The sequence below is a fragment of the Verrucomicrobiia bacterium genome, from assembly GCA_035629175.1.
Taxonomy (GTDB): Bacteria; Verrucomicrobiota; Verrucomicrobiia; order Limisphaerales; family DASXHY01; genus DASXHY01.
On the sequence record DASPIL010000096.1, the window covers coordinates 75396 to 100650 of the forward strand.

42 protein-coding genes are annotated in these 25255 nt (G+C 58.5%); 18 read left to right on the forward strand and 24 right to left on the reverse strand.

Annotation, left to right across the window (positions count from 1 at the left end):
* Window positions 1–17: 17 nt before the first annotated feature.
* The 23 genes from VEH04_16815 to VEH04_16925 form a co-directional block, all read right to left on the reverse strand.
* Entirely contained in the window at window positions 18–1238 is a 1221-nt protein-coding gene (locus VEH04_16815; protein HYG24442.1) for a hypothetical protein, read from the reverse strand.
* Window positions 1239–1242: 4 nt separating this feature from the next.
* On the reverse strand, window positions 1243–1986 hold the full coding sequence (locus VEH04_16820; GenBank protein ID HYG24443.1) for a hypothetical protein: 744 nt from the start codon (window positions 1984–1986) through the stop codon (window positions 1243–1245).
* Window positions 1983–2267 carry a hypothetical protein gene (locus VEH04_16825; protein ID HYG24444.1) on the reverse strand — a complete coding sequence of 95 codons (285 nt, stop codon included), beginning with the start codon at window positions 2265–2267 and terminating at the stop codon, window positions 1983–1985. The genes VEH04_16820 and VEH04_16825 overlap by 4 nt, the downstream gene beginning before the upstream one ends.
* A 48-nt stretch (window positions 2268–2315) precedes the next feature.
* Window positions 2316–2906, reverse strand: a complete 591-nt coding sequence (locus VEH04_16830) for a hypothetical protein (protein ID HYG24445.1) — start codon at window positions 2904–2906, stop codon at window positions 2316–2318.
* A 24-nt stretch (window positions 2907–2930) separates the two neighbouring features.
* A complete protein-coding gene (locus VEH04_16835; GenBank protein HYG24446.1) occupies window positions 2931–4334 on the reverse strand; it encodes a sialidase family protein in 1404 nt (467 codons plus the stop codon).
* Between the two features lie 102 nt (window positions 4335–4436).
* Complete coding sequence (locus VEH04_16840; protein HYG24447.1) at window positions 4437–5657, reverse strand: hypothetical protein; 1221 nt, start codon at window positions 5655–5657, stop codon at window positions 4437–4439.
* A gap of 270 nt (window positions 5658–5927) precedes the next feature.
* Window positions 5928–7193, reverse strand: coding sequence for a hypothetical protein (locus VEH04_16845; GenBank protein HYG24448.1), 1266 nt, complete (start codon window positions 7191–7193; stop codon window positions 5928–5930).
* 2 nt (window positions 7194–7195) lie between these two features.
* The gene (locus VEH04_16850; protein ID HYG24449.1) at window positions 7196–7549 is read right to left on the reverse strand and encodes a hypothetical protein; all 354 of its coding nucleotides are present in this window, start codon (window positions 7547–7549) and stop codon (window positions 7196–7198) included.
* Complete coding sequence (locus tag VEH04_16855; GenBank protein ID HYG24450.1) at window positions 7546–9486, reverse strand: hypothetical protein; 1941 nt, start codon at window positions 9484–9486, stop codon at window positions 7546–7548. The genes VEH04_16850 and VEH04_16855 overlap by 4 nt, the downstream gene beginning before the upstream one ends.
* Before the next feature lie 361 nt (window positions 9487–9847).
* The gene (locus tag VEH04_16860) at window positions 9848–10441 is read right to left on the reverse strand and encodes a hypothetical protein (GenBank protein ID HYG24451.1); all 594 of its coding nucleotides are present in this window, start codon (window positions 10439–10441) and stop codon (window positions 9848–9850) included.
* Window positions 10442–10491: 50 nt separating this feature from the next.
* Window positions 10492–12357 (reverse strand): hypothetical protein, encoded by a 1866-nt coding sequence (locus VEH04_16865; protein HYG24452.1) that lies wholly within the window; start codon window positions 12355–12357, stop codon window positions 10492–10494.
* Complete coding sequence (locus VEH04_16870) at window positions 12354–12554, reverse strand: hypothetical protein (protein ID HYG24453.1); 201 nt, start codon at window positions 12552–12554, stop codon at window positions 12354–12356. The genes VEH04_16865 and VEH04_16870 overlap by 4 nt, the downstream gene beginning before the upstream one ends.
* Window positions 12551–12925, reverse strand: a complete 375-nt coding sequence (locus VEH04_16875) for a hypothetical protein (protein HYG24454.1) — start codon at window positions 12923–12925, stop codon at window positions 12551–12553. The genes VEH04_16870 and VEH04_16875 overlap by 4 nt, the downstream gene beginning before the upstream one ends.
* Window positions 12922–13281, reverse strand: a complete 360-nt coding sequence (locus VEH04_16880) for a hypothetical protein (protein ID HYG24455.1) — start codon at window positions 13279–13281, stop codon at window positions 12922–12924. Before VEH04_16880 ends, VEH04_16875 begins: the two co-directional genes overlap by 4 nt.
* Window positions 13278–13673: a hypothetical protein gene (locus VEH04_16885; GenBank protein HYG24456.1), complete on the reverse strand. Its 396-nt coding sequence runs from the start codon at window positions 13671–13673 to the stop codon at window positions 13278–13280. Before VEH04_16885 ends, VEH04_16880 begins: the two co-directional genes overlap by 4 nt.
* Entirely contained in the window at window positions 13670–14227 is a 558-nt protein-coding gene (locus VEH04_16890; GenBank protein ID HYG24457.1) for a hypothetical protein, read from the reverse strand. Before VEH04_16890 ends, VEH04_16885 begins: the two co-directional genes overlap by 4 nt.
* Entirely contained in the window at window positions 14224–14718 is a 495-nt protein-coding gene (locus VEH04_16895; GenBank protein ID HYG24458.1) for a hypothetical protein, read from the reverse strand. Before VEH04_16895 ends, VEH04_16890 begins: the two co-directional genes overlap by 4 nt.
* Window positions 14718–14996, reverse strand: a complete 279-nt coding sequence (locus VEH04_16900; GenBank protein ID HYG24459.1) for a hypothetical protein — start codon at window positions 14994–14996, stop codon at window positions 14718–14720. Before VEH04_16900 ends, VEH04_16895 begins: the two co-directional genes overlap by 1 nt.
* On the reverse strand, window positions 14996–15130 hold the full coding sequence (locus VEH04_16905) for a hypothetical protein (GenBank protein ID HYG24460.1): 135 nt from the start codon (window positions 15128–15130) through the stop codon (window positions 14996–14998). The genes VEH04_16900 and VEH04_16905 overlap by 1 nt, the downstream gene beginning before the upstream one ends.
* Window positions 15127–15444 carry a hypothetical protein gene (locus tag VEH04_16910; GenBank protein HYG24461.1) on the reverse strand — a complete coding sequence of 106 codons (318 nt, stop codon included), beginning with the start codon at window positions 15442–15444 and terminating at the stop codon, window positions 15127–15129. The genes VEH04_16905 and VEH04_16910 overlap by 4 nt, the downstream gene beginning before the upstream one ends.
* A gap of 168 nt (window positions 15445–15612) precedes the next feature.
* Window positions 15613–15957: a hypothetical protein gene (locus VEH04_16915; GenBank protein HYG24462.1), complete on the reverse strand. Its 345-nt coding sequence runs from the start codon at window positions 15955–15957 to the stop codon at window positions 15613–15615.
* A 77-nt stretch (window positions 15958–16034) separates the two neighbouring features.
* Window positions 16035–16202: a hypothetical protein gene (locus VEH04_16920; protein HYG24463.1), complete on the reverse strand. Its 168-nt coding sequence runs from the start codon at window positions 16200–16202 to the stop codon at window positions 16035–16037.
* Window positions 16203–16918: 716 nt separating this feature from the next.
* Window positions 16919–17512: a hypothetical protein gene (locus VEH04_16925; protein HYG24464.1), complete on the reverse strand. Its 594-nt coding sequence runs from the start codon at window positions 17510–17512 to the stop codon at window positions 16919–16921.
* 482 nt (window positions 17513–17994) lie between these two features.
* Here VEH04_16925 and VEH04_16930 point away from each other — a divergent pair, with 482 nt between their 5' ends.
* From VEH04_16930 to VEH04_17005, 16 genes are all read left to right on the forward strand, one after another.
* Window positions 17995–18705, forward strand: coding sequence for a hypothetical protein (locus VEH04_16930; protein HYG24465.1), 711 nt, complete (start codon window positions 17995–17997; stop codon window positions 18703–18705).
* Window positions 18706–18944: 239 nt separating this feature from the next.
* On the forward strand, window positions 18945–19328 hold the full coding sequence (locus tag VEH04_16935) for a hypothetical protein (protein ID HYG24466.1): 384 nt from the start codon (window positions 18945–18947) through the stop codon (window positions 19326–19328).
* 198 nt (window positions 19329–19526) lie between these two features.
* A complete protein-coding gene (locus tag VEH04_16940; GenBank protein HYG24467.1) occupies window positions 19527–19757 on the forward strand; it encodes a hypothetical protein in 231 nt (76 codons plus the stop codon).
* A 6-nt stretch (window positions 19758–19763) separates the two neighbouring features.
* Window positions 19764–20135, forward strand: coding sequence for a hypothetical protein (locus VEH04_16945; GenBank protein ID HYG24468.1), 372 nt, complete (start codon window positions 19764–19766; stop codon window positions 20133–20135).
* Window positions 20136–20153: 18 nt separating this feature from the next.
* Window positions 20154–20522, forward strand: a complete 369-nt coding sequence (locus VEH04_16950) for a hypothetical protein (GenBank protein ID HYG24469.1) — start codon at window positions 20154–20156, stop codon at window positions 20520–20522.
* A 7-nt stretch (window positions 20523–20529) separates the two neighbouring features.
* Complete coding sequence (locus VEH04_16955) at window positions 20530–20871, forward strand: hypothetical protein (protein ID HYG24470.1); 342 nt, start codon at window positions 20530–20532, stop codon at window positions 20869–20871.
* The gene (locus VEH04_16960) at window positions 20868–21056 is read left to right on the forward strand and encodes a hypothetical protein (protein HYG24471.1); all 189 of its coding nucleotides are present in this window, start codon (window positions 20868–20870) and stop codon (window positions 21054–21056) included. Before VEH04_16955 ends, VEH04_16960 begins: the two co-directional genes overlap by 4 nt.
* Window positions 21053–21310 (forward strand): hypothetical protein, encoded by a 258-nt coding sequence (locus tag VEH04_16965; GenBank protein HYG24472.1) that lies wholly within the window; start codon window positions 21053–21055, stop codon window positions 21308–21310. Before VEH04_16960 ends, VEH04_16965 begins: the two co-directional genes overlap by 4 nt.
* A gap of 2 nt (window positions 21311–21312) precedes the next feature.
* Window positions 21313–21669, forward strand: a complete 357-nt coding sequence (locus VEH04_16970; protein ID HYG24473.1) for a hypothetical protein — start codon at window positions 21313–21315, stop codon at window positions 21667–21669.
* 74 nt (window positions 21670–21743) lie between these two features.
* Entirely contained in the window at window positions 21744–22088 is a 345-nt protein-coding gene (locus VEH04_16975; protein HYG24474.1) for a hypothetical protein, read from the forward strand.
* 4 nt (window positions 22089–22092) lie between these two features.
* The gene (locus tag VEH04_16980; protein HYG24475.1) at window positions 22093–22356 is read left to right on the forward strand and encodes a hypothetical protein; all 264 of its coding nucleotides are present in this window, start codon (window positions 22093–22095) and stop codon (window positions 22354–22356) included.
* Window positions 22357–22369: 13 nt separating this feature from the next.
* Window positions 22370–22558, forward strand: coding sequence for a hypothetical protein (locus tag VEH04_16985; GenBank protein HYG24476.1), 189 nt, complete (start codon window positions 22370–22372; stop codon window positions 22556–22558).
* A 20-nt stretch (window positions 22559–22578) separates the two neighbouring features.
* On the forward strand, window positions 22579–22947 hold the full coding sequence (locus tag VEH04_16990) for a hypothetical protein (protein HYG24477.1): 369 nt from the start codon (window positions 22579–22581) through the stop codon (window positions 22945–22947).
* A gap of 5 nt (window positions 22948–22952) precedes the next feature.
* A complete protein-coding gene (locus tag VEH04_16995) occupies window positions 22953–23228 on the forward strand; it encodes a hypothetical protein (GenBank protein HYG24478.1) in 276 nt (91 codons plus the stop codon).
* 3 nt (window positions 23229–23231) lie between these two features.
* Window positions 23232–23438, forward strand: coding sequence for a hypothetical protein (locus VEH04_17000; protein ID HYG24479.1), 207 nt, complete (start codon window positions 23232–23234; stop codon window positions 23436–23438).
* Between the two features lie 4 nt (window positions 23439–23442).
* The gene (locus VEH04_17005; GenBank protein ID HYG24480.1) at window positions 23443–24015 is read left to right on the forward strand and encodes a hypothetical protein; all 573 of its coding nucleotides are present in this window, start codon (window positions 23443–23445) and stop codon (window positions 24013–24015) included.
* Window positions 24016–24238: 223 nt separating this feature from the next.
* On the opposite strand, the gene VEH04_17010 is transcribed toward VEH04_17005, so the two are convergent.
* Window positions 24239–24484 carry a hypothetical protein gene (locus VEH04_17010; GenBank protein ID HYG24481.1) on the reverse strand — a complete coding sequence of 82 codons (246 nt, stop codon included), beginning with the start codon at window positions 24482–24484 and terminating at the stop codon, window positions 24239–24241.
* A gap of 222 nt (window positions 24485–24706) precedes the next feature.
* Here VEH04_17010 and VEH04_17015 point away from each other — a divergent pair, with 222 nt between their 5' ends.
* Both VEH04_17015 and VEH04_17020 read left to right on the forward strand, forming a co-directional pair.
* Window positions 24707–24904 (forward strand): hypothetical protein, encoded by a 198-nt coding sequence (locus VEH04_17015; GenBank protein HYG24482.1) that lies wholly within the window; start codon window positions 24707–24709, stop codon window positions 24902–24904.
* The gene (locus VEH04_17020; GenBank protein ID HYG24483.1) at window positions 24901–25254 is read left to right on the forward strand and encodes a hypothetical protein; all 354 of its coding nucleotides are present in this window, start codon (window positions 24901–24903) and stop codon (window positions 25252–25254) included. Before VEH04_17015 ends, VEH04_17020 begins: the two co-directional genes overlap by 4 nt.
* Window position 25255 lies beyond the last annotated feature (1 nt).

The window sequence follows — 25255 nt, forward strand, 5'->3', positions numbered from 1 at the left end:
TAATCCAGTGCAATTACTCATGCGCTGGTAATCTCAACCACAATCCGACCGTTTCCTCCGTCGCCCCCTTCGGCACCATCTCCCGTCCCGGCTCCGGGACCGCCCGCCCCGCCGCCTCCTGGCGTCTCGCCGTCATTGCCGCTGAAACCGCCGACGCCTTCACGGGCACAATGCCCCCCGCGCTCAACCGACCCGGCAAAACCGACCAACCGAAGAGTCGCGGTTCCTGCGCCGCCCGTTCCGCCCGCGCCGACTGCGCCGTCAACGGCATTGCCGCCACCCTTGCCGCCCTTGGCTTCGAGGAAAGTCGTGAACGTGTCAGAGAACTGACTGGCTCCGCCGTCGCTGCCATCTGCTTCGGAGTCACCGCCGGTGCCGCCCGTGCCCCCCGAACCAACGACGCAGTGATAAGTGGTCCCTGGCGTGACTGTCACTTGACGCTCTGCGTATTCGCCGCCGCCTCCCCCGAAACCGTTGCCGCCACCGTTTGCAGTTGACGCGCCGCCGCCCCCGCCGCCACCAGCGCCAAAGGTTTTGACACGGACCTGGGTCACCCCGGTTGGGCATACCCAGTAATGGGTGCCCGCCTTAGTGAAATTCCAAAACCGAGCTGGTTCCGATCCAGGAGGTCCTTGAGGGCCGACTGCTCCCGCGGGACCGACCGCCCCAGCAGGACCGGCGGGACCGACAGGACCTTGAGGACCCGCAGGACCCTGCTCGCCTTGAGGGCCAGCAGCTTCAGGAGCCCCTGAAGGCAAGATTTTCACTCCCGCGGGAACTGTAACAGCCGCGCTGAGGTTGTGCGGGGGCGCGTAGAGGTTGCGTAGAGTAATCACCGATCCGGCGATAGTGACAACGGTGTAAAAGCCTCCTGTCGAACCCCACACATATTGGCCTACTGCAAAAGGGTCCGGGTTGGTAACGCCGACCTCAACGTCGCCGCCGATCTCCGGCTGGACAAAGGACTCGGTAGTCAGCGCGAAGGCATCCTTACCTGTTACGGTGATGCCCTCTTCGAGCAGCCTCATGAGATAACAGGCAACACCCTCACCGGGTAACCGCGGAGTCTCTGGTAAACCTTCCTCCAAGCTGCACGGGAGTTCCCACGTTACAGTGCCGTCTTCGCCAGCGACCTTGTTCAAGGTGCCGAAAAAGTGGAGAATGAAATTCTCAATCGCCGATGGAAGCGTCTCCGCCTCAGGCGTGTTGTCTGGACAAGTGCTATCCGGGCAGCTCATAAAATTAGTGGATTGTCAAACGCTCAACCAGCGCCTGCGTGTCGCGAGACTGTGCTTCCACGTGCGCGCGACTGAATAACTCTTTCACCTTCGACTTGATTTGGTCGTCCAAATCACTCTCGGCGAGATATTCCTTAAACCATTCCCCCCCTTCAGTTACTTCCGCGACCGCCTTATTGAGCGCAGTCGACGCCACGCGTCCCACCACATTCGTTCCGAGGCCGACAACCGGATTGACGAGGCCGTAAAGCTTAAGACCAACCCACAGTAGAGCCAGCCCCCCGAGCAGCACCGCCAGCATGGAAAAATACCCGACCTGGAAAACCCCGGTTCCCTCGATCTTCTTACCCGCATTCGAGTTATTGTCCGCCTTGAAGCTGTCGACGCGACGATTCAGGGACGCGACTGAGGAATCGAGTTTGGCGGCCAGATTGGTAGCAGTCCCTCCCCAGGGCTTTGCAGGAGGTCCCACACTGAGCGCTACCGCCTCGGTCAAAACCGCCACGTCCTTTGCAGGAGAAACAACTGACTCCGGCACATGATTCGACACTGCGGCGAGCAAGACCTGCTCAGCCTTCACCGCGGCCATGGCGGCTGCCTGTCGTTGGGTCTCTTTCTCGGACAACTTTGCTTCCGGAAAAGTGGCAACCTTGTCCTGAAAGAACTCAACCTTCTTCGGCAAAAGCACGCTGCACCCGCTGGTAAAAACGAGTGCGACCGCAACAAACAACGCGTATAGATTCGTCATTTCGAAAAATAGCTGAACACCCACCCGATGACGGCTCCTACTAAACTTCCGATTGTGACCATAGCCTTCCACCCGCCGCGGGCCTTGTTGAGTTCGTCTTCCAACGAACGGACACGCTGCTCCAGCAGTTCGAAGGACTCCCGCGAGGGTGCAGTCGCGAGAGTCAGCTTCAAGTCTTGCACAGCCCCGAGGATGGCCTTGATGTCGTCCTTCATTTCCTTCACCGCATCCTCAAGGAACTGTGTCCGCGCTTCCAGCGCGGCGATGTTATCTAAGCCCATAGGTGCCTACTTTTATATGATGTTTAGGGAAGCAAATGTCACCCGGAATCAAAGCAGCTTTTCGAAAGTTAGAATGCTGCAGTGAGTTGTGCTGGTCTCAGGGCCGTCCCATTGGATTCGGAGGTCTACCGTCTGTGCCTGGGTGGTATTAACAGTCGCGGGCACGATCAAATTACCCAGGAAGATGGTTTGAACCCCATTCTGGGGCGCTAGAGAGATGCCAACAACACATGTTCCACCGGCTCCGGCGCTCAGGAAGGAGATGTCAACCACGAAGTTCAGAGAGACATTCGCGACGGTGTTAAAACTAACGGAAGCTCCAGCTACCTCCGAGGCCCCAATGTAAACCAGGAAGTTCATATCCCCGGTTTCAAGATTGTTGAACTTACAAATGGCGCTTATCCGGTAGCGGCTCCCCGAGACTACCGAATTGGCAGGAATTACCATGGACCCTACCCCTGTCGGAACAATGCTCCCGCTGGAAGCCCCCAAGTTCTTGATTGCGGAGGAGGTAAACAATACTCCTCCGCGCTGATTTGAAACCGCAGAGCTGAGCTTCCGCAGCATGTCATTCACCGAATCGCCAGGGGCATACAACGTCCCGACAATCCGGCGCAAATAATCATTGATAGAGTGCATGAGAAAAAGCGGGTCGGGTGCGAATTACGGCGCGAGCTGTTTTGACGAAACGGTCGTGCCGTTATACCAGTAACACATGAGCACCCCTGCCACGTTCTTGATGATGTAGCGAGTTCCAGGCTCCGTCCCAAAGTCCGCCGCGACTGGGACTGCGTTGGGAGCGCCCGTTACTTGCGGGAAAAACGCAAGTGTTTGCCGCGTCGGCGGAGCTGGGTTGAGGACCGCGAACTTGATGGTTCCCGTGCTGGCCGCGTAGTCGTAGTAAGCGATGAAAATCTCACCACTGTCCGCCAGACAGAGAGCCGATACGTAGCCTCCTTCGCCGGTCACTGCAGTGTTGATCTTCAGACCCGTATCCAGCCAGTTTTTGCTGATAGGCAGCGGATTAGGCGTGGTCGGTGAGATCGCATTCGTGAGGAAATCACTTGCCATGAGCAGCTTGCCGTCCACGCGGCGACCGTAAAGCACCGTCAGAGCTCCGCCATAGTCAGCTCGGGTAATCACAGGCACCGCATTGTCGAAACCGGCTGAAGCGTTGTCCGTGTAGGTCAGGATTGAGCCCTTGAAGCTCCAGTTGAGCCCTGCATCAGTGCTGAGTCCGGTCACGAGGGTGTTATTCGCGGCGTTACGGGCGAGTAGAAAATATACCTGCTCGTTCAACGGGATGATGAAGTTCTCAGACGCCAGTCCGTTGAGAGTTGCGTTGTTTACGAGATGCGCCGTCCAAGTCTTGCCGTTGTCCACCGACTTCAGGCAGTAAGCCCTGGAAGTAGTCGACGCAGACTGATTGTAAGCCGCCGCTACCAAGGTATTGCCGACCTGCTCGACTCGGCCCCAAAGCACGATCAAACCAACGGCACTCTCGAATTGACTGTCAGAGAAGACAAACTCTTCAATCCAATCAATCCCGTTCCACGACGTGAGACAGGACAGCTTCCGAGTTTCCACGACGTAGGCACCTCCCACCAACTGGCCCTGCTGCAACAAGAGGATAAACTTACCCTCCCGAGTAATGCCGAACGACTTGTTGTGGAATCGGTTCGCGGCAGAAAAAACCGTCCAGGCCGCGGACCATGTCTTGCCGCCGTCTGTCGACTTCACCATTCTCGCGTCGAGGGTAGCGGTAGCGGTCTGGCCCATCGTGTTCTCGCCGTATAGGCAATACAGCGTTCCATCCGGATGTGCTGCCAACATGGGGAAACCCATGAATGCTTTGTCTTGAGGCAGGCTCGCCTGGATGTTTGGCGTGAAAACACGGCCTCCGGGCCGCACGTCTGGGTGCTGCGCCGCGGACCAGGCCGCGAAGTCAGATGTTGATACTTGTCGCTCAATACCGGAGCCGCCAGGCCCTGGTTGACCGACCACAATCGCGTCTCCGCTCGCCGGTTGGTCGGCTTGCGGATATTTGTCCCATCGAAAGTTGCTCATAAGAAAATTGAAAACCGCCCGTTCAGAAAAAGAGCCGGTCAGCTTTGCATACTGACCGGCTCCTACTACCCCCTATTGACGAGCCGCCTCGTCAAATTTTACTTAGATCGCCGTCAGACCGAGGTCAGTTGAAGCGCGCTTGTAGATGAACACCATGATGTGCTGCGGGCGCAGGGGCTTGTAGGCCCTGGTGATCTGGTATTTGTGCCAGCCGAAATCACCCCACGTGTTGGTGTCGTTGTCCTTGACGTAGTGCCATTCCAGTTCCCCCCCATGGAGCTGCGGAGCGAACTTGAACGTGCCTTCGCCGACATACTGCTCGGGAATCTGGCGCTCGAACGTGCCTTCGGCGAGCAGGATGCCCACTTCGTAGGTCGCGCTGAGCCAGGCCGGATTCACCTTGGAATACGCGGTCTGCGTGCCTGCGTCGACCACGTTGACAACCGGGTCAATCCAGGTCGGGAGGAACGTGCCACCGTCGATTGCGTTGAAGCGCATCGGACGTTGGGTAGAGCCGAACGCGATGCCTCGATACGCAGGAGACGTCTCGAAGGAGTAGCCGCTGACGGCTTCCTCGCCGAGCTTGTAACCACCCTCGGTGAGCGAGAGCAGAACCTTCTCGACGCCGATTTCGTTGCGGAACGCCTCAATGATGTCGTTCGATCCGATGAAACGGAAGTGGGCCTGGCCCTTACCGCTCGCGGGGAACATTTCACCGAACAGCGCTTCGCGCAGATGGCGAGCACACGCATGCAAAAACTTGAAGCTGAGCTGCGAGTTAGGCAGCGTCATGCTCTGGAAGGTGTTGCCGATGTCGGTTTCTGAGCCGCCCTTGATGTTGGCAGCGAGGTTCGCTGCAGCGGAGTTCGCAGTGATCTTCGTGGCAGACTTCAGCACGAGCTGAGCCTGGATGTCCGCGTTGATATACTGCGTGATGAGCTTCTTCAGCGCATCTTCCGCCGTCAGGTAACTGGATTTGAACGCACCGAAGCCGAGCTTGACGTTCACCTTGGGACCAGTTCCGCGCTTACCTTGGAGCTGGTAGGTGAAGTCGACCTTGCCGGTTTTCTCAGCAGTGCCGTTGGTGCCAGCGATGGCCGTCTGGTTCACGAATGTCGGAACCGCGAGCGAGTCGCCGGGAGCAGCGGGCATTTCAACCGCCGAAGTAACCACGTCACCCTGGCCGGAAGCGAAAGTTCCGCCGCGGAGGACACCGATGAATGGGCTGTTCGCCGCCAGACACTTGGCCACAGCACCCGTAAGCCGATTCGTGTCTTTCTTCGCGATATTGGAAATCGCACCTGTATCAATCTGATACGCCATAACTAACTTCTCCTTGAACTACCGGCGTATTAGCCGGAATGGTTGTTTTGTTTAACTACTACGCTGGGATACACACCACAGCGCACTTCAACCCTCCCGGCCACAGAGAGACTTATCAGGCCCGTTCCAACGTGAGCGGCGTCAGAAAATTGTTTTAGCTCTACATAATTAATATGAGAAGTTCACCCATGATTTGGCAACCGGAGTTATAAAAAAGTAACCCCCGAACGCAATTAACGTTCGGGGGTTGAGTTGGTGATCGAGGCGAAGTTAATCGGCTGCGCCCTGGGACAGTTGCTGCTTATACAGCTCCTCAAGAGCGGTCGAGGCGTCCACGTGAACTGACGCTTTCGATACTGCCGTTGTCGGACGAACATGCTCGCCGCCGGGCCGGGGGTCTTCAGCGCGTCGAATCGCTTCGAGTTCCGCCTTCAGTTTGTCCCGTTCTTCCGTAATGGTCTTGAGCGCGGTGTCCTTCTCCTTGGTGACTTTGTCGAGCTGGGCCAGCACGCCGTCGAGTTCACCTTTGAATTTATAGGCGAGCGCGGTGCCAACTGCGAGTTCCGCGTGACGCGCGGGAGAGCGGTCGGACAAAAACTCCTTCATCCGCGCCTGGGTCTGCTGTGCCAGGGTGTTCGCGGCTTCGATCTCGGCGCGCTGCTCGGGCGTGGCGTTGGCCGGGACCTGCTTCAGAGCGGTCCAGGGGAGGTTCGCAAGGAACTTGTTGGCCGTCTCAGTCAGGGTCTTGACCTCGCGCTCAGTCCGTTCCTTCATAAAACCCTGAGCGTTTGCTTTCGCCTTCTCCAGAGCCAACGCTTTCTCGTCCGAAAGTTTGACGTTCTCGACGAGGGTCGCCTCGACGAACCGACGCATGGCGACCGGCAGCTTCGGCAAAATCGGGTCCCAGTCGAGCTGGTCAAAACCGATTTCCTTCATGCGCTTGACTTGCTCCGCGCTGATGCCTGCGCCTTCGAGCTTTTTCCAGACGGCTTCGACGTTGTTTGCCACCTTGGTGTCGAATTCCTTGAAGGTCGGGTCGCTGGTAACGTCGTGCGACAGGCGGAACTTCCGCAGCTCTTCGAGTTCGGTTTTGACCTCTTCGGGCACAACGCCGACTTTGCCGCGGAGGTCGTTCAATTCCTGCTCCAGCTTTGCGCGGGTGCCGGTTGTCTCTTCGAGCTGCTTGCGCAGATTCGCCTGGGCTTCCTTCGCCGCCTTCTTCAGCGTCTCAAAAGCCTCGGCCGACTTGGGCTTTGTGTGGGGCGGGAGCTGGATGGCGTCCAGAGGGTCCGCTTCGGGTGCGGGAGTGTTCTCCGCGCCCGGCTTCGGGGCTTCAGCCGCGGGAGTTGCAGCGGCCGCTGGCTTTGCGTCGGGCTTGGGTGTGATGGTTTCGTCCGCCCCAGGAGTTTCTCCTGCGTCGGGGGTTTGACCCGTCTCCGCTGCCGCCAGAGAATCGAGGGCAGACATCGTGTCCGCCGAGGCTTCAGGAGTCAGATCGGTCGACTCGGCTTTGGCTCGTAATTCGAGTTCGTCCATGTTTATTGCTTGGGCTCAGTCCACTTAGAGTCGTCGTCTAAGGAGGGGTAGTGTTCAGTTTCTGGGCTCTCCTCGACCGGAGGAGTGGCCAACGACAAAATCGTGTTATACGCACGCTCAAAACCGACAGCCTCTGCGGCCGCGAGTGCCACCTGGTTGACGTCCGAAGAGGCCGAAACCAACGGCGGCCGGTGATCGGCGAGCTGAAGCAAAAACTGCCGTCCGACAGGCGTGCTCAGGAACTGCTTGAGCAGCTCCGAGGACGATTTGTTCCAAGGGGCTAAGCCCGGGCTCACCGGGAGTGCCCGGCGGCGGGATTCTTGGAAATACGCGAGGAGGTGTTTGAAGAACTTCATGCTACTGGTTGTTCAATGGGGGCGGTGGCCGCGGCTTCCTGCTCGATTTGCGCGAGTTGACCAATCGCCTGCGAAAGTTTTTGAATCCATGCCTGGAATTCCTCCAACCCTTGCATTTTCCCAGCTTGGGCCGCCTCAAAATGCGCCATTGCGTGCTGCGCAAGTGACTGCATCGTTGGAAGCACCTGAGGATTGTCCACGGCCATCTCCAGCATGCCGTTTACGACGTCGCGAACGACCGCCATATGCACGAGGTGGTTGTCCCGAGGCGAAATCGGCACTTCGTGGCCGTTTTGCAGCAACAGCAGCTCAAGTTTCTGCAGCCGCACGTTTTCCGCCTCTTCGGTGGGGTCGTTTTGCGGCAAAAGCAGTTTGTCAGCAAACTCCGCGCTGACTTTCGCGGTGAGGCTGCGCTTTTCCAGCTCGTATTGGTTGTAGAGCGGGTTCCCGCGGCCCTCCTGGGCGATGAGTGCGATCTGCTGGCGCTCCGCTTCCGAGTAATCGTTGACTGCAGACACCGCGGGCTGGGTTGAGATGTAGGCCAGCTCCTCCTGCGTGAGCCGAGTGAGCAAACGAGCCTGCAATTCCTTTGCGTCGTCGTCCAAGGTGCGCGGGTCGCACGCCCGGCGCTGCACGGTCGACATCATTCGGGAAAACTGAGTGAGAAATCGCTCGATAATGGCGTCGCGGCGCTCCTCCTCGCGTGATGCGAGTAACTCGACCTGCGCTTTGGTCACACGCTCGCCCTCAATCACTTTGGGGGACGTGGAACCGGCGACCTGGTCAAGGATGTCTGTCAGAAAACTGTCGAGAGCGAAGAACGATTCAACGCCGCCGTCGATTTTTGCCTGCTGGACGTTGTAACCGGTCGCAATGAGGATCGCGTTGCCGACTACCGACATGCGGAACCGCTTGATGAACTTCTCATCGCACTGCAGAACGAGCTTTCCACTGAGCTGCAGCCGGTCGACAACTTCATTCCGCGCGCGGTCGAGCACTCCGGCCATGGCGTAGAGTTCGCGGCCGATTCCTTTGCTGCCATGAATGTTCCCGTTGCCGTGCTGGAACGAGTAGAACGACACCGCGTCGCTCATGCGGTCGTATTTCTTGGACTTCCAGAAAAGTTGCTTCTTGCTGTTGGCATCGAAGGCAACGTGAGTGATGCGCCCGTCGACTTCAGACACCAAAACGTGCCATGCGTTGATCGTTGTCGCGCCTGTAAAGGAGGAGAGGACGGAAGACTCGCGCGCCAGGTCCGCATAAACCCGTTCAACATCGGTTTCGGTGCTGCGCCGGTTGTCCGGCGTGGCCTCGTTTATCGATTTGATGACTTCGGGAACGTTCCAGCCAGCCGCCTTGGCCGCTTCAGGATCGCGGACCAGGTCAAACAACTCGTGAAGGAGGTAGGACTTCTTCAGACAAACGATCGGAGCGGTTTTTGCCGAATGTTTGGTGCCTTGGGGCACGAGAAAGCAGTCCTGGCGATAATGTTCGGGAAACCACGACCAGGTTGTCAGCCATCCGACAGCAGTGTAGCCGAATAAAACGTCCTCGTGCGCGATTTCAGAAAGAAATTCATCCCAACCTTCGCGCCCGCGGCAGAATTCAGTAATCTCGCGGCGGAAAAACTCGGTCTTCTCGGCGGCCTGGGGGAAGCGGTCAGGTAACTTCGACGCGGTGAGATACCGGACGTTGCGCAGGGCGGTCGTGAAACGTGGCACGACCTTGTCGATCAAGCTCGCGAGCGGCTTTGTGGTGAAGTTGGACTTCCAGTCGAGGCCGTCCGACTTCAATTTCGCCGGGTTGAAGGGCCGCTCGGCGTTATACTTCTCCTGGATGCGGGCGTTTTTCTTCGAACGCTCGTCGTTTTCTGCGACGAGACTGTTCACGAGGGCGACCGCCTGCTCGATATTGATGATAGCCGGGGTGTGATCCATCCCCCCAAGCTGCAAATCGGGTGAGTTAGTCGAGGCTACCCCGTTATTATGAGTTTTCGTTTCCTCCACAAAGATGACTTGAGAAAATTAGTGGGCTGCGTCAACTGGTTTTCAAAAATTCGCGCTTCCAAAGACCTCGCGGGCAACTCTCGGTCGCGAAATTGGCCTTCAGGGAGACAAAACAACTGCAATGGCGGCACTGGTTGAAGCGCGCGTCGTAACACGTGTCCTGCTCCTGGCACTTTTGGACTCTCGCCACGACGACGTCATTCGTGACACGCAGGGGCTGCCCTCGCCACGCAGCGCGCAGCGCTCGACCGACCGCCCTCAGAAACGTGACTGGATTCGGGACTGTCATAACTCAAAGCTTCTGGGTGTTAGAGGGGCTGTCCTGAGCATCTCCGCGCCAACACTTGGCTGGCACTCCGCTCAGGAGCAGGCCCTCTGACAACCAGACTGCAACTGACAAATCATCGCCTGCGTTTAAACAGGCTCGACCTTCCAACGCTGCAACCGGCTTGGCTGGGTGTGTAAGCCCGGCCAAAAGTTTCGCCGTGAGCTTACCGCACGGGCGGCAAGGTGAAGTCCATTCGACGTTCAAAGGGCACTGGTCACAGATCGCGACCCGTCGATTCACCTCTTCCTGGGAAGAAATGGTAGCAGGCCCCTCTCCTGAGCGCTCATGCACCCACTTGGAGATCGATCCCATCACCCGAGTCCACACCACCCGCCGCTGTAACTCCGCCTCGTCCGGCACGCAGAGATCAGGGAACCGACCGCACAGGTAATCCATCACCTCGCGGTGCGGATCACCTGGCGGCCTGCCAACCCTCACCCGATATTCCCCGAGGTGTTTGACCAGTTGTTCCAGGGACTGTCCGAAGTGCTCCACCCCGTCCGCATCCACAAAGCGGTAACCCTCGGGCGGGAAGAGATTCGGATTCAACGTCATCATATTCGATATGTTAACTGGAGGGAGAAACGTCAACCGGAGTTGGAAAAAACTTAGTCGAGGTCGTCGAAACGATTCGACTCGCAGCAGATTACGGGGATCGGCTCCTCGTGCTGCCCTTGGCCAGTTACCACGGTGCCTGCGCAGTCGTCGGCCGCGGACGGAATTACTCCGCTCGCCGTGCGCGCAGCGTGGACGAGCAGCGTCAGCGCGTCGGCCTTGTTCGGCGACGGATTGCCGCGGCTCTTGTAGTCGACCTTCGACTCAACGCGCGTCAGTTTGGCCGCGTCGTAACGCCGACCGGTGAGCTCCCGAGCCAGCTCTTCGCTCATGGCCTCAGGCTTCACCTTGAGGAATTCAAACTCCGACCACTTCTTGGCAGCAAACCACAGCTCAGAGACCACGCGCTCGTATTCCTCCTTCGCGGTCTTCGTGTCCTCTTCCAGGATTTTCTTCTCTGTCGCGCTCTCCTGGTAGTTCACGCCGCGGACTTCTTCAGACCAGAGCGACTTGAGCAGATCGTGAACACCCGCGCCGTTGCCGGTGCGGTCGAGCATGAGGCAGCCAGGCGCGACCTTGAACTTCTGCGCCTTCTCTTTGACCTCCATGGCAACCTTGACCGTGTCGCCTTTTGCGAGCGGAAAAATCTGGTCGAGCTGCAGAGCCCAGCGCATGCGTGGCTTGCCGAGTGCATCGCGAAAGAGAACCTCGCGCCCGTTCGGGTGCTCGAAGCTCGGCGCGTAACGGATGCCAATCGCCTTGCCGAAACGACCGACCGCCATTTCCGCGGTGTCGGAGCCTTCGAGCGCGCTGTCGACCGAAGCCACATTCATCGGCTCTTCGGCAAACATGAACTCGCCGCGCATCTTCGTCGCGAGCGTTGTGGAAAAAACTGAGTAGATTGCGCCGCCCCGCGGGAAGCATGCGCGGGCCATGGTCCAATACCCGGGTGTGTCAACTCCACCCGCATTACTGATGATGCGGTCGAAGCCGATGCGCGTCTGCAAGCCGGGGTAAATCACCCGGTTCTCCACTACGTTCTCGCACTTCGCCGCGTCCAGGCGCAGCACGCGCCAGCCACGCTTGCTTGTCCAGAGTTCGTCGGACTCCGGGTTGAAAGCTTCCCAGCCTTGAGGCGGCTCGCACCGCAGCGCCACCTGGCCGCTCGGGTCTTCGGGGTTGAACGCGCCCGCGATTTTGAACCGGCCCGCTTCGCCGTCCATGTTCGCAAAAATGTTGTCGATGTCCTTCCAGACGCCGACAGGGATTTTCTCCAACTCGTCCAGAAAGAAACGGATGCGCGACATCCGGCCGAAGATTGGGTGCGGCTTTTTGCGCGGCACCGCTTTGCGACCTTGGAGGCGGCCGGACTTTTTGCCGGTCGGAATGATGATGCCGCGGATTGCCGACTTCTTGGCGCGCGGGTCCAAGCCGATAAAGAGGTCGCCAATCACGCCCGGCAACGGCAGCGTGCTGCTGCGGTGCATCGTGACCAAGTGCGTGAAAAGGTTGTCCTTGAGGTGGTCCTCGCTCGGGCCGACGACGTTGACGCTCGTGTATTCCGGATCACGCACCCAATCGAGCAGGAACCACGCGCCCGCGCCGTAGGACTTCGACATCGAGGCCGCGCCCATGAGCATTAACGAGTCACTCTCCTTCAACTCGTTCCACACCATACGCGTGCAACGGGGCTTGGCCGTGAAGAGTGTCTCACCCCAAATGAGCTGCGCTGCGTAGTCGTAGCGGTCGTTGTTCAGGCACCAGTAGAAAAGTGAGTTGCACAGTTCGAGCGCGATTTTGTTGTTGTCCACGCGCTTTGCCGGGATGCCTGAGAATTCCGCAATGGCGCGCGCAGCGTCGACCATCTGCTCTGCGTGCAGGTGGCCGGAGGCGATGTTGACTAAGTCCTGGCGTGTCACTTTTCCCCCAGGATATGGACGGTGCGATAGTCGCCGGAGATGTCCAACGTGCCGAAAGGCGAGGTGAGCTTCAGCCCGTCAGGCGGGACGTGGACGCTCACTGGCTCGTCCTTCGCAACGCGGCTGAACATGCTGCAAAGCGGGCAGAAGCCGTTCGAGGTGTTGAGCGGATCGCCGCAGATCGTGCAAAAGTTCATGCCGGGAGAAAGGGTTTCATCTTTAAAGGCACGACTTCGCCTTCAACGGCTGCAATACTTCCCTCTTTCATGCTGACCAGAATTGGCCACAGCCCGCCCTCGCGTTGCTTGTGCTCGCACGCGGCACAAATGAGCGTGGAAAGGTTAGAGAAAACCTCCTGCGGGTCTTTGCCGGTCACCAAAACGCGGGCGGAGAAAATAGGGGGCTCTTCCTCCCAACACGCTTCATCCTCTTCCTGGTTACGCGGGTTACCGGGATGCGTGCAGCTATTGCAAGGCGGACTCAAGTGGCAGGAACAATTTCCTTCTCCGTAAAGCCCGGTAAAATCGTCGCGCTCGATTTGCGCCTCTTTCGTCAAACGCTTACTCATACCAAATACCCCATGTCTTCCGCAGTTACCCAGACAAACTCCTGGCCCATCCTCTTGGCCGTTCGGCACAGCGTTAGGACTTTGTTTGCGACGTCGCGGTTGCCCCAACCGCGGACCGAAGCCCGAGAAAAGCCACTGCGCTCGCTGGCCTCACGTTTCCAAAACTCTCCCCACGTTTCCTCCGGCAACCAAGGCCCGAACCAGCCGAATTTCCGTCGTCGCGGAAGGCGCGATTCCTCGAACGTCTCGCGATCCTCTTGTTCGCGCTGCCGCTTCACCGCGTCGAGAACCGTCTCGCACATCATAATCACGGCCTCGACAGGGAGCTTCGTATGGGACTTGGAATCGTGATTCATATCTTGAGCCCCTTCAGCGGGTTGAGATAGACCTGCACACGACTTTGGTCTGGAGGCACCTGAAACTTGAGCTCTGGGTAGATCGCAGTCGAGAGAGCCACCACATCACGGGTCGTGACCGGCCATCGCTTCAAAAACCACTCCGGGGCGTGCGCCTTTTTGAGATGCTGCCACCAGGTGGTCGGCACCCGCTCGACCACGACAGGCGCAAGGTTCTCGCCAAGCACCCACATCTCGAAAGAGACCGCAACCGTCCTCGCCATGTGGTCGATATAGGATTCGACATCAGTGGACGTGTGGCGCAGCGATTCTGGTAAGTGGACGATGAAGCGCTTGCGAATGCGGTCGAGCACGGACGGCCTGAGAAAAATGTCGCTGACGTCCGCCATCATATTTTGAGTCCCTTTAGTGGGTTGCCGCGCGCCAGGATGATCGGCGACGCTTCCTTGGGCTTCATGTCCTCAGGAAGTCCGAGGGCCACGCGGAGCCTTTCGAGAAGCTCTGCTGCCGCGGGTGGAGGTGGGCCTAGTTCCAGGAAGCCTTTGTAAACCTCCTCGGCTTCGCTGAGCGCATTCAGCGCTTGCTCGGCGACGGGAATGCCGGTGTTCGGAATAATTTGGACGGCGCGGTCGTCCCAGAACTCAGAGTAGAACCTCCGTTTGGTGGCGGTGACCGGCAGCTTCCGGCCAATGTGCTTCTCGCACCACGCCTCAATGGCAGCCAGAACGTCAGTAGGACTCACGCCGCCATCGTCGTGACCCAGATCGACGGGGGCCATGCGGGCAGTGAAAATCTCGACTTCGTATCCTTGGGCCAGCCACTGTTTGACGCGCTCAACCATCGGCTCGATTGGGCTCCCAATGCGGGTGCGTCCGCGCCAGCCGTGATACTCCGCGAGCGTTCCGTCGAGATCGACGGCGATTACTTTTCGAGGTGAGTTACTCATAGGGGATTATTCAATGCGTTGCTGATATTTGTTTTCAAAGGCTCCGGAATTGAGTAGGTCCGGATACGAAGCGACGGTGCGGGACAACCGCAAGCGTGCTCAGAAGTGTTCGCGCCACAACGCACGCAGATAGGTATTTCCCACGCGCCGGGCTTAAATCCGGAAGGTGTCATCTTGCCGGGGCAAACATACGGAGTCTCTGACGGACAAAGTTCCTTCACGGCACGCTCAGTCCGGGTCCGGTAATGCAAGAGCATGGCGACCCAAAGGAGGTTGGCCGCGAAGATGAACAAGCCGCCGAAAAACGAGAGCCACTGACCCAGGTGCGGGTAATAGAAAAGGTTCCACCCGCCCCAGGCTGCGAAGAACGCGGTGGAGAGTGTCGAGATACCCTTCACCTGCTTCTCGCGATAGAGCACGCGGCAGTGGTTCAGGACCATGAAGCCCGCGAGGAACTCGAAGAGGCCGTTGATTGTGTCGGGAAGGCTCATCAGATCGTAAATGAAGTCCCGCAGCGAAAACAGGTGTGATGCTTAAAGTGCGCAGGCCACGCGCAGTCGCAATCCTTGTAGTCGTGCAGATAATATTTGCAGCGGATGCGTGCGCTGAACGGGGCGAGCAGCAGGAAAAAGGTGCGCTGCGTGGGTGCCCAAGTGTGTTCTTCAACCCAATCGAACGCGGGTGTCGCCCACTGCCTTTGTCCGAGGTGCATGAGCACCCAGAGCAAAAACATAACGACAACGCGGAATGGGTAGATGAGATACTTCATCAGTAGTGGAAAAGAGGTGCGTGGCAGACTCCGTGATAGTCGCGGCGAGCGAGCCGCTGCCATTCAGCGAACCAATCGGACTTTCGCCAGTCGACTGTGTCGGCGAGCGCCACGATGAAAAGAGCGCAGATCATGCGTCAACGCGGAGGACCGGCCAGGTCAGAGGCGATTCATTGGGCTCAGGGCAGTCCTCCGGGTTACTCGCCGTGCGGCCGAGCGCGTTTGCCATCTCCCCGTTCGTGAGCAGCAGGTAATTCCGCTCGCCCCCAAAAACGACGGGCACGCGGTTGTAGACGCGGGCTGAGCCAAACTTGGGGTCTGAGTTAATGATCGTCTTACAGTGCCCGAGCACCGGCTTGCGGGTCATGCAACAGTAAACTGGCCAGAGCACGAAGAGTGCTGCTGCTCCGAAGACGGTCCCGGTAAGGAATAGGATCAAACTTGTCATAAATTTCAGGGAGTGCGTGTGGCGGTGCGGGCGCTCGTTGTTTACGAGGAGTTTGAGACCTACTCGACCCCATGGGCCGAACCGCAAGCATTGTTCTTTAACTTCGTCTCACCACACGCTTCTCTAAATTCGATATGAGAATCGGCGCACTAAACGTCAACCGGTTCTTTAATTACCCAGCCGGATTTGCAAATTACTCGTCGCGACCGGCAGGCTCGGAGTGCTCGCGACATTTGAAAAATCGGACTCGCCCCAGAAGTTTTTCGCGGTCGCGCGATAGTAGTGCGCCCCGGGGACAACCTCGAAGGAGACGCTGGATTGGGTGCCGGGGACCTCCACTTCCTTCTCCCAGGTGAGCAGGTCAGTGGAGTGATAAACGACGATGGTCACCTCCGCTGCCTGCGGGTGGGGGTCCCAAAGCAGCGTCACCGTTTTGGGTTCGAGTGAAATCTCCGCCAGGACGGGGAAAACCAAAAATGCGGCCAGAACGAAACTCAACAAGCGTCTTCTCATGTTACTCCTACGGAGCGCGGCTCCGCGGAATTACTGAGCCATCACTAACATGATCTGTTGAGTTAGACCCCCGGTCGTCAACCGATGTCTTCGCAGTCTGCCAGTTTTCTGCTGTTCTCCCAGTGGTAGATGACGCCGTCGATCTGCCGGGCCGTGCGGGAGAGGACTCGGAGCCGGGCATCCAAGGAGAGTTCTGTGGATTTATCGAGCGCCTTCACCAGCCGTCGAATCGTGCGCGAAAACATGAACAACTTGTTCCGACGATGAGAGAATTTGGGTGCTCTGTCCCATAAGGAAGGCTTCTCACGATAGACAATTTTTACCGCGCGGCGAGGACTGAGCGAAATGGCGGGGGTCGGCTCGCCCCCCGTCCGGGTGGGGGTCGGTGGCGGGGGTGCAGGTGCCGCCGGGGGAAGGGGCGAGACCAAGGCAGGAGCCTCCAGCAGCGACTTTACCGTTATCGGGTTCGGCTCATCAGAGGAGAGAGGACCATTAGTCCTCTGCTCTGGGCTTGGTTCTCCTCGGATTGCTAGGGGGAGAACATCAGTGCCTCTGGGTGCATGCCTGTGTTTGTGCTGTAAAAGATTCCAGACACAAGAAATTCGTGGAACTAGGCAAAATCTGCCTGGCGAAACATCTACGGACTGGACGATCTCTCGGGTCGGGAAGCCTGCTAAAGATAGGCGAGTTACTAATGATTCGAACCTCGCAACCCGATTTCGCTCGAATGCCGGAATATCACCATTAGTCAACGTGATCTTCGGACGCCAACCGAGCGAGCGCGCAACCTCCTCAAGTTTTCGCAAAGTTGGGGCAGGGGGCACACTCTCGCCCTTGGCGCAATGAGGGAACACGGACAGCCCGGCGCGTTCACAAAAACGACGCTGCCAACCGCGGCCGAAGCGAGCGACGAAAAAGCGTCGCAGCTCGGCGGCGTGATAGGCGTGGAACTCGTCGAGCGTCACTTAGCGGGAGGGAGCTGGGGGACCGACTCTTGCGCGAGCTGCTGGCGCACCAAGGCGACAGAATCAAGACCGGAAGACTCAGCGGCATTCATCGCATTCATGACCAAGAGCGCCACGTTCGAGCCCTTGCCGTCCTCCTGGCTCGTGGGGCGTTCTTCAGCGGTGTCGCCGAGTGCGCGTTGGGTCATGAGTTGGCAAGCCTCCATAGCCTTCACCAGGTCGGTCAGGGCGCGCGTCTTGAATTCAGGGCCGAACTTGGTGTTGACCGTCAGGCGATCAACCAGGTCTTCAGCGTCGCCTTGGGACAAGTGCTGAATGACTTTGTCGAGCAATGCACGCGCACGATGGGCCTGGACGTAATTGACGGCACGGTTGATCTGGATTTGCGTGTTGCGTGGGTCGCCTTCGCGCAGCTTGTTCCACTCGCGAACTTTGTCCGTCCAATGTTCAGCGCTGGCCAGGTCGCGCACCGTCTCGACGTCGATGTCAAGTGTCAGGGCGGTCTTGCCTGCGTCGCCGTTGAAGGCAACGTAGGTCTGAAAAATCTGCGCAACGTCGAGCGCGTTTTTATTGACTTGAGGCAGGGCCATTGGCTTGGGCTTTCGCTTTCCACTCACGACGGGACTTCGCTCGCAAACTCTGCTGGGCCTTCTTGCGGAGGTCCCGGGCGGCGGTCGGGGCGGTCTCGAACAGTTTTTGTCGGGGCTTCATTGTCCTTTCCCTAATATGAGCGCCGGAACAGGCCGCCGCCAACCAGTTTGGGCGAAATTCGCCAGGAGCCGTTTAAACGCAGCGTCATGCAAAGGTCTTTTGAAAAGCGGAAAAGCCTGAAAAACCTGGGGATTCAGGGGAAAAAGGAGGCATGATAGAAAGCGGCTGGACTCAACTTTAAGTTGGTCGATCCGGCACCTTTTCTTCGATCTATACCCTGTTTTATATACGCGACCCCCTTAAAAGTAAGAGAGTAGTGTAAGAGCCAAAAAAAGGGCCGGACCGACCAACTTAAAGTTGAGTCTGGCGGCTTTCTATCATAGCTGTTTTTCTGCCCTTTTCCCTTTGTTTTCGGCCTTTTGTGGCTTCCAAAAGATCCTTTCAAAAAAACTGGTTGGCAGCCGGTAGCCCTTTTCACCATATCCTTTATGTGAACGAACAAAATTTTGTCGGCGTCTACCCAAGTGGGTCACGGGCACTGCCCTACAAAGTCCACTACTCGGCCAAGGGCAAGCTCATCTATCTCGGCTCCTACGCCACAGCCGAAGAAGCTGCCCGGGTCTACGACAACGCGGTCATCTGTTTTTCCGCACCCGGTCTCGACTGCCGCTTCACACGTCTCAACTTCCCGGAAGCCTTCAACGGGAACTACGCAGCCGTCAGCCCGTTACCCAAAGTCGCTGATGCCATCACCCGCTACACGCCACACATCAGGGGTGGCAACCAGCCGACAATCGACGACGTGCGACTGGCCTTCGGCAACCTGATGAGGCAAGTCAATCACGTCGCAGCGGTTTTGGGCATGAGCCCGCTTCGCCAGCGCCACCTGGCCATGGTCACTGCGGAAGCGTTGGAGAACACCGACTTTTGCCCGAAGTGCAACAGGCGCAGCGCCATCATCACCTGCGAGCATGGCAAGTTTTCAGCGTGCTGCGAGGTTCACTTTTTCGAGTTTTCTGAGAACCCGGCCACCGGCCAGCTCGACTGCATATCTCGGTCTAAGTGGCACAAGGAACTCGAAGCCCCGATCTGTCCTATCCAGCAAAACGTTAACCCAATGACAACACTATGATCTCACGAAAGAAACTCGGAAAAACACAGCTCCTGTTTTTACAGGCACTCGGTCGCCATGGTCGTTACTACCGCGGCTGCGGGTGGGTCTGGGGCAAGCCCTCGGAATCAGTCCGCCTAGCTGAATCGCTGCTTCGCCTCGGCTACCTGCGAAAGGTCGAAGAACCCTCCAGGGGCTACGTCTACTACGAGACCGAGGAGTATCTTGCCTTAGTCCGTGCCAAGTTTTAAGGAGGACCCATGGAAGCCTTTTTCGCCATTCTGTGCCTCGTCGCTCTTTTCGCGTTATCGGTCGCCGGTTACACGCACTCGGCAACACCTGACCGGCAGCCTGCAACACCCGACACGAAGCCCGCACCACGCAACTGGTTCTTCGTTCTCTCGCTCCGGGATTCCCCTCGTGATGGTTTCGCGGTCTTCCAGGGTCCTGGGGTGGGCATGCTCACGCGGGACCTGGCCTACGCCAACCGGCTGACCGCTGCCCAGGTCGCCGAACGTCCCGACCTTTACAACGACCGAGTCAATACCGTGGCCATCCCGGTCGACGATGTGCAGGCGATCATTGTGGCTCCCTGGCACCTGATTTCGTGGCCTGGAAAAGATGCCAACCCCAAAGCCTCTTGAGTATGTGGACGCTCTTCCTGGTTCTTCTCTCGGTCGGTTTCCTCGCCTTCGCGGCCTGCTGCCTGTGGCTTTTGTGGGTTCGGTATCATTGGGTTTTCGATGATGCCGATTTTGACCCGTAAACATTGGGGATTCTTCGCTTCAAAAAAGATTTAAAAAAGTATTGACGAAAATATTGACGCCGTTAAGCTCTTGCACATGAGAAACATCTTTCTGCCAGCAGCGGTTCGAGCCAAGGAACTTGGCAAGCCCCTTGTGGTCGCCCACTACTCCGGGCGCAATGTCCAAGTGCTCGTCAACGACGTCGTGGTGCTCTCTGACGGGCCTTACCACTACCCGGTCGACTGCGCCCGGGTGCTCGGACAATCCATCGCCAAGGAGCGGGGCGGATTTTTCGGCGGCGTGGCGGAAGTGGCCTTCAACTCGTAACCTGCTATGGCCAGCCTCCCTATCTTCTGGGTCCGACAGGACAACCACGGCTCTGTGCGCGCCGCCTACCAGGCAGCCAACGGCAAGCGCTACTACCCGAAGCCTGCGGGCGCGATTTGGGCTGGCGTCTCGGACCTTTTTCGGCGCAACAATCCGAACTCGCCCTTCGACATCTCCCAGGAAGCAGCGGTCTACCGCATCGGCGGCGAGCTCTATTGCGTCGAGAGCGTGTCGTCCCGCGCGTTCAAACCTCTGGCCGACGTGCTGAAGGCGCAAGCCGACCGCCGCCCGTTTTACGTGCCTTCCGGCTTCATCGCCCCGAAGGGCTGTGTGGCGCTGCGCGCCGAACTCCTCAACGAAGCAATCAAGTCCCTTTAACCCTCAACACGAACACTTATGAAAGCCATCATCGAATCAATCGAAGCATCAATCGCAGACATCCAACGCCAGCTCGACCGGCCCGTGCTCGACGGCACGCCCTATCTCCTGGTCGCCGACTTCCGGGGCCTGCCGGTCGTCGTCACAGTCGAGAACGGCGTGCGTGCCTTCCGCTCCTTGGACCTTTTGGCCGATCACTGCTGTGGCGCAATCTGCTACTCGGCTGAGTCTGTCGCCCAGGTGTTGCGCCGGTTCGAGGTCAACCCGGACGCCAACCTCAGTAACCTTCGCCCGCTGCATCGCCGGGAGTTTTTGAAGCAGCGCCTGGACGCGCAGAAAACCCTGCTGGCCCGGCTGCCCGCGCAGCTCGTGGCGCTCGAAGCTTGAGGCGCGTATGAACGCTGAATGCTCTATCTGTGGTGGCGACCTGGTGGAACTGGGTTGCCTTGGAAACCGGGTTCACTCCCGCTGCCGCAACTGCGGCGCGCAGTCTTCGCGTGAATCGAAGCTTGAGCCCGTCACCTACACCTTGCCCGCGTCTTGGGCGAGCTACCTGATTAACGGCGACGCCAGCGGGCTCGAAGACGGGGAAAGCAGTCGCATTGATTATTGGCTGCTGTCGCACAACCTGCCGAGCCCGGTGGACTGTTCTGAAGAGGCTCATTTCGCCCGCAGTAATGACGCTACCCAGCTCGGGGGCGACGTGCTCGAATACACCTTTTTGATCCGCTCATGAAGACCAAGCTCTCTGTTTTTGAACGTCATCAAAAGCGCATCGCGCTGCAGACGCTCGCGATGCACGACGCAGGCGCTGCCATCGCAGGCGCTGCCATCGCAGGCGGCATGACAAAGACCGAGGCGCGCAATTTCCTGCGCCGCCTGGGTTACTCCGAAGTGCAAATCAAAAAACTCGAATCATGAAAGCAACTATCCGATCAATCGAACCCTCTCTCATTGAGGTGTCGAGGGACGACCTTCGGATTGTGACTCAGGCCGTTCTCGAACACTGGACCCGCGAATACACCCTCGGCAGCGGTCGGGACGTGGTGGAGTGCGTGTTCTGCGGCAAGGAGCAAGCTGTGGACTATTCGCGGGGTGGGGGCACGATTCACAAGCCCGACCATGAGCTCAACTGCGCTGTCCTGGTGGCAACTTCTATCGCACCCCGTCAATAATCATGACCTTGCTACCCGAACTCCGGCGCGCCGTCATCAGCTACAAGGCCGCACAGTCCACTCTCAGGGACGCCTCGTGGGCGTTGCGCGAAATCCGCAACCAACTGTTTAAACCCGGCCAGCCGGTGCGCGTCTACTCCGCACGATACAAGGGTTTCGGCGTGGTTGTGAAAGAGCAGACCGACCCGTCCATGCTTCCCGTGAAGCTCGAAAACGGCAACGTGTGGTGGTATCCGGTCGAAGACTGCCAGGCGCGCACCTGGGGGCAAGTCAACGTGCTGGACCCGAGCCTGCGTCGGGCGTATCTGCGCTGGCACGGCAGGCAGACTTTTCGCGGCCCGCAGGGGGCGCTGCCGTGAGGCTGCAAAAGATTTTTCACTAAATACATATTTACGTATTGACGAAAATAGATTCATCACCTATTCTCGCGCACATGGAAAACGTCATTGAACAAAAACTCGAAGTCCCGGCCAAGTCCCGGGCCGCAAAGTTCATCGCCTACGTGCGCAGCCTCGGCCACGAGCCGAAGATCGAAGTCAGGCCATTCGGCAGCACGGTCGAAGTCGTGATCGAAGTCGCCTCCCAGGTTGCCTGGGACCGGTCGAGCCTGACGGTCCAGTGCTTCATCAGCCCGAAGTGCTCCTATCGTCGCGCCAGCGAGCGCGTCCGGGGGTTCTACATCGACATCTGCGGCGGCACCAAGAAGGGCCTGACGCAGTGGGAGCGGGCCTACCACGCCAAGGAGATCGTCGCCCGCAACAAACGCAACGCAGCCTGATTTTATGAGCAAATTCACGACACGCGGACACATTCCCAAAGGGCTGCTCGATGAGTGCGAGCGGCACGCCGACAAGGTCCTGGAGGTCGGCAACGAGAAGAGCAGCGGCGACGGCTATTGGGTTATCCTGAAGTCCGGATGGCGCACCTGCGACGACGTCGTCCACGCAGTCCACGAGGACACCGCCATGGGCGCAGCCCGCATGCTGCGCGCCGTGGTTCGCTGTGAGTGCCGAGATTGCAAGCTCTCCCGAATTTTTTGCCTCTGAATCCCGTCACCGAATGAAAGCGCACAAAGTAAAAGTAAGCTACGTGGTGGAGTTAACCCCTGAGCAACGGAAGGCGTGCCTCAAATATGCGGATTCGCTAGGGCTCTCCTACGATAAACCCAAGCCCCAGACGCTCTTGAAAAGGCTTTTCAAAGACGTGGGCCAGGACGCGCTTTTAAAAGCTTTAGAAGCTGCTTTCTGAGCGAGCCCCGCCTAATTTTTATGCCCACTAAATCCCAGTCCGCCCCGTCCGTCGAAGAGTTTCCAGGCTATAGGCCGGTGAGCGAGTTGTTCAAGCGGCGCTTCCCCTCGCACAAACTCAACCATGAGAATTGCCTTGGCGGTGTAATGCCTGTTGACACCGTGATTCTGAGACGCGGCACGTATTTCAACAGGCAGGGTTACGTGGTGCGTCCTGGGTGGAAGCTTCGCGGATGGACAGCGCCACCTTACCAGGGCTCGGCTGAAACAGCTCTGGTTTTTGAAAAAGAAACCGCTGCCGTTCCATACGGAGACCACTGGACGGACCGCCAGGAGCCCGGCATCTACTGGACGCACGCGTCCGCGGGTTACCTTTTCTTCTACCTCTGAATTTTATGCAAAACAAAACCACTAACACTCCCAAAAAGAGAATCGACATAGCCTACTATCTGCTTGAAATCATCGGCGGACCGGGGCTGGCCCAGAGACTTAAAACTGAGGTTCTTCGTGGCGTTCAGCTACCGCCAGGAGCGGACGAGCCGTTGACTGAAGAGGAATGGCAGGCTGCATGCGCCTTCGTGCGCCAAGAGGCTCCTGCGCTTGCGCGAATGTTGACGCAAGAATGCCGCCGGGTGTCGGCTGAGCTACGCGAACAAAATAGCCGCAATTGATTTATGCACACCCTAACTGAAATCACCACAGCAATCGAATCCTTCACACTCGACCGGGCACTCGAAGCCGGTCACGAGTCACCGCACTCCGTCGCCCACGCAGCCGGTGACGAGTTCCGCGCAGCGACTAACCAGCCGGAGCCAATCCGTCACTGGCAGCCTAACTACGTGAACCGGGCAGCCCGCCGCACGCGCACTGCCACGAGCTGAATTTATGGCCTACAAGAATGTCAACGAGGGGAGCGCCGAGATGGCGGAACTCGCGGAACTCGCGGAACTTGAGGCAAGGCTCGGTCCGTCGAGACCAAAAGACTGGGACACGTCCCACTTCCGTTGGGACCGCAACTTCGGCTCATGGAAGGGCGTCCGGCACGAGTTCCCCGGTGAGATAGTTTTTGACAGGGGCGTTACCGTAATGCCGGGGGCGGGGGAACTGCCCTTCAAAATGGTTCGAAGCGGGTTCAACAATGGATGGCGATTTTCGGTATCAGAGTTCTGCGGGTGGTGGGACCGCGGCGTCCGAACCCTGAGGGAGTTCCAGAAGCAATACCGTTTGCGGACTGTCCGGGGACGCGACCGGCAGGCCAGTCTTCGCGTCTATAAGGAGCAGCGACGGGTGCGCGTCTGCAATTCGGCTGGAGAGTCCGTGTGTTTCTGTGTCGGCGTGGCAAGCTCCAAAACTCCCGGCTATATCCTTGTGGGTTCGGCAATGCGGAAGGCCAGATCGCTCGGCCTGCAAGGGGGCCTGGGCGGGTTCACCGTCGAGTGGCTGGAGGCGACGGCATGAGGATTTTCTCAAAGTTTTCCTGGCACTCGGACACCTGCGCGCGTCTCGCGTCGCTCGCAACCCGTCTCTTGTTCCACGCACCGCCCAGCCTGTCGCCGGAAGAGCGCAGTCGGTTTTCGGCAGCGATCAAGGCGCACCCGCTCAAGGACGTCGAGGGCAGGGTGTGCTGGCGAAGGGTAGGGCAGCGCGGATGTTTTCGTCGGCCCTACAGCAAGAAGGCCGTTCAGCAATGCCGGACGCTGCGCGCACGTTTATGCACCCGTTCGAAGTAGCCGGGCTCGGGCCACCGCCATACACGCTGGAGATCGTCACGGACACGGGCGACCTGTCCGAGCAGTGCATGCGTTGCTCGACGAGGATTCGATATCTGCACCACATAGTCGCCGCCGACGGGAAACAGAGTTTCGTCGGAAGTGAGTGCATCAAAAAGGCCGATGATCCGGAGCTGCGCAAACAGTTGGACGGCCACCGGAGTTCTCGGAAAAAATGGCGGCGCTGCAATGGCTTGCGGGACCTTTGTGTCCTCTGGAGACGACCGAAGCGAACAAATTTTTTGAGGCCATTAGGCGGGGATGGGCCAGTGACGCATACACTTGGCCCTGCGTCTTGCGGGAGTATCGGCGTTTCAAGAAGGCGCGAAATAAAATATTAAAGTATTGACAGAAAGTGCAGACCCGCTATTCTCGCTCCCATGACGACTGAATACCTGCCCGCACCGCTGACGGAAGGCCACTTGTGCCCCGACTGCAAGGGCACGGGCTGCGATGTGGATGCCACCCGTCGCGCCCGGCGGAGGAGCCTGATCGACCGGCGCTCTTACATCACCTGCGGTAGCTGCAACGGCAACGGGCTGGACCCGGCCGCGTATTTCCGATGGACAAACTCATGAAACGAATTCTTGCACAACTCACTGATCGCCTGGGCGCGCCTGTTCGCGTCGAGGACGTCAACACCAACAACGCATGGGGCTTCGGCGGCTGGTCCGGCAAGCGCTACGTCTTCACCAACGGCTTTGCTTTCGAGCACGGCCAGGCAAGCACGCGGCACTGCGGCCTGTTCCCAATCAGCCGGGTCAAGAACCCGGGCTGCATTTGGAGCATTACGCCGCCGACTTTCGTCAAGCACTGGGATAACGGCCTGCGCAGCAGCGACGATTTCCTTCGTCTCTACTGGCGCGGGAAGTTTGGCGAGGAAGCGCCCGCACACTTTTTCCGGCCCGAAGTAGCACAACCCGTTTAAA

Excerpts from the sequence above, each read along its gene's own strand:
- VEH04_16940 (HYG24467.1), top strand. The coding sequence starts at position 19,527 with ATGAGAAACATCTTTCTGCCAGCAGCGGTTCGAGCCAAGGAACTTGGC.
- VEH04_17020 (HYG24483.1), top strand. The coding sequence starts at position 24,901 with ATGAAACGAATTCTTGCACAACTCACTGATCGCCTGGGCGCGCCTGTT.
- VEH04_16835 (HYG24446.1), bottom strand. The coding sequence starts at position 4,334 with ATGAGCAACTTTCGATGGGACAAATATCCGCAAGCCGACCAACCGGCG.
- VEH04_16920 (HYG24463.1), bottom strand. The coding sequence starts at position 16,202 with ATGTTTTCGCGCACGATTCGACGGCTGGTGAAGGCGCTCGATAAATCC.
- VEH04_16815 (HYG24442.1), bottom strand. The coding sequence starts at position 1,238 with ATGAGCTGCCCGGATAGCACTTGTCCAGACAACACGCCTGAGGCGGAG.
- VEH04_16860 (HYG24451.1), bottom strand. The coding sequence starts at position 10,441 with ATGATGACGTTGAATCCGAATCTCTTCCCGCCCGAGGGTTACCGCTTT.
- VEH04_16885 (HYG24456.1), bottom strand. The coding sequence starts at position 13,673 with ATGATGGCGGACGTCAGCGACATTTTTCTCAGGCCGTCCGTGCTCGAC.
- VEH04_16820 (HYG24443.1), bottom strand. The coding sequence starts at position 1,986 with ATGACGAATCTATACGCGTTGTTTGTTGCGGTCGCACTCGTTTTTACC.
- VEH04_16845 (HYG24448.1), bottom strand. The coding sequence starts at position 7,193 with ATGGACGAACTCGAATTACGAGCCAAAGCCGAGTCGACCGATCTGACT.
- VEH04_16980 (HYG24475.1), top strand. The coding sequence starts at position 22,093 with ATGAGCAAATTCACGACACGCGGACACATTCCCAAAGGGCTGCTCGAT.
- VEH04_16880 (HYG24455.1), bottom strand. The coding sequence starts at position 13,281 with ATGAATCACGATTCCAAGTCCCATACGAAGCTCCCTGTCGAGGCCGTG.
- VEH04_16975 (HYG24474.1), top strand. The coding sequence starts at position 21,744 with ATGGAAAACGTCATTGAACAAAAACTCGAAGTCCCGGCCAAGTCCCGG.
- VEH04_16945 (HYG24468.1), top strand. The coding sequence starts at position 19,764 with ATGGCCAGCCTCCCTATCTTCTGGGTCCGACAGGACAACCACGGCTCT.
- VEH04_16895 (HYG24458.1), bottom strand. The coding sequence starts at position 14,718 with ATGAGCCTTCCCGACACAATCAACGGCCTCTTCGAGTTCCTCGCGGGC.
- VEH04_16990 (HYG24477.1), top strand. The coding sequence starts at position 22,579 with ATGCCCACTAAATCCCAGTCCGCCCCGTCCGTCGAAGAGTTTCCAGGC.
- VEH04_16855 (HYG24450.1), bottom strand. The coding sequence starts at position 9,486 with ATGGATCACACCCCGGCTATCATCAATATCGAGCAGGCGGTCGCCCTC.
- VEH04_16850 (HYG24449.1), bottom strand. The coding sequence starts at position 7,549 with ATGAAGTTCTTCAAACACCTCCTCGCGTATTTCCAAGAATCCCGCCGC.
- VEH04_16900 (HYG24459.1), bottom strand. The coding sequence starts at position 14,996 with ATGAAGTATCTCATCTACCCATTCCGCGTTGTCGTTATGTTTTTGCTC.
- VEH04_16825 (HYG24444.1), bottom strand. The coding sequence starts at position 2,267 with ATGGGCTTAGATAACATCGCCGCGCTGGAAGCGCGGACACAGTTCCTT.
- VEH04_17005 (HYG24480.1), top strand. The coding sequence starts at position 23,443 with ATGGCCTACAAGAATGTCAACGAGGGGAGCGCCGAGATGGCGGAACTC.
- VEH04_16965 (HYG24472.1), top strand. The coding sequence starts at position 21,053 with ATGAAAGCAACTATCCGATCAATCGAACCCTCTCTCATTGAGGTGTCG.
- VEH04_16890 (HYG24457.1), bottom strand. The coding sequence starts at position 14,227 with ATGAGTAACTCACCTCGAAAAGTAATCGCCGTCGATCTCGACGGAACG.
- VEH04_16995 (HYG24478.1), top strand. The coding sequence starts at position 22,953 with ATGCAAAACAAAACCACTAACACTCCCAAAAAGAGAATCGACATAGCC.
- VEH04_16970 (HYG24473.1), top strand. The coding sequence starts at position 21,313 with ATGACCTTGCTACCCGAACTCCGGCGCGCCGTCATCAGCTACAAGGCC.
- VEH04_16950 (HYG24469.1), top strand. The coding sequence starts at position 20,154 with ATGAAAGCCATCATCGAATCAATCGAAGCATCAATCGCAGACATCCAA.
- VEH04_16960 (HYG24471.1), top strand. The coding sequence starts at position 20,868 with ATGAAGACCAAGCTCTCTGTTTTTGAACGTCATCAAAAGCGCATCGCG.
- VEH04_17015 (HYG24482.1), top strand. The coding sequence starts at position 24,707 with ATGACGACTGAATACCTGCCCGCACCGCTGACGGAAGGCCACTTGTGC.
- VEH04_16905 (HYG24460.1), bottom strand. The coding sequence starts at position 15,130 with ATGATCTGCGCTCTTTTCATCGTGGCGCTCGCCGACACAGTCGACTGG.
- VEH04_17000 (HYG24479.1), top strand. The coding sequence starts at position 23,232 with ATGCACACCCTAACTGAAATCACCACAGCAATCGAATCCTTCACACTC.
- VEH04_16955 (HYG24470.1), top strand. The coding sequence starts at position 20,530 with ATGAACGCTGAATGCTCTATCTGTGGTGGCGACCTGGTGGAACTGGGT.
- VEH04_16985 (HYG24476.1), top strand. The coding sequence starts at position 22,370 with ATGAAAGCGCACAAAGTAAAAGTAAGCTACGTGGTGGAGTTAACCCCT.
- VEH04_16935 (HYG24466.1), top strand. The coding sequence starts at position 18,945 with ATGGAAGCCTTTTTCGCCATTCTGTGCCTCGTCGCTCTTTTCGCGTTA.
- VEH04_16915 (HYG24462.1), bottom strand. The coding sequence starts at position 15,957 with ATGAGAAGACGCTTGTTGAGTTTCGTTCTGGCCGCATTTTTGGTTTTC.
- VEH04_16870 (HYG24453.1), bottom strand. The coding sequence starts at position 12,554 with ATGAACTTTTGCACGATCTGCGGCGATCCGCTCAACACCTCGAACGGC.
- VEH04_16875 (HYG24454.1), bottom strand. The coding sequence starts at position 12,925 with ATGAGTAAGCGTTTGACGAAAGAGGCGCAAATCGAGCGCGACGATTTT.
- VEH04_16830 (HYG24445.1), bottom strand. The coding sequence starts at position 2,906 with ATGCACTCTATCAATGATTATTTGCGCCGGATTGTCGGGACGTTGTAT.
- VEH04_16910 (HYG24461.1), bottom strand. The coding sequence starts at position 15,444 with ATGACAAGTTTGATCCTATTCCTTACCGGGACCGTCTTCGGAGCAGCA.
- VEH04_16840 (HYG24447.1), bottom strand. The coding sequence starts at position 5,657 with ATGGCGTATCAGATTGATACAGGTGCGATTTCCAATATCGCGAAGAAA.
- VEH04_16925 (HYG24464.1), bottom strand. The coding sequence starts at position 17,512 with ATGGCCCTGCCTCAAGTCAATAAAAACGCGCTCGACGTTGCGCAGATT.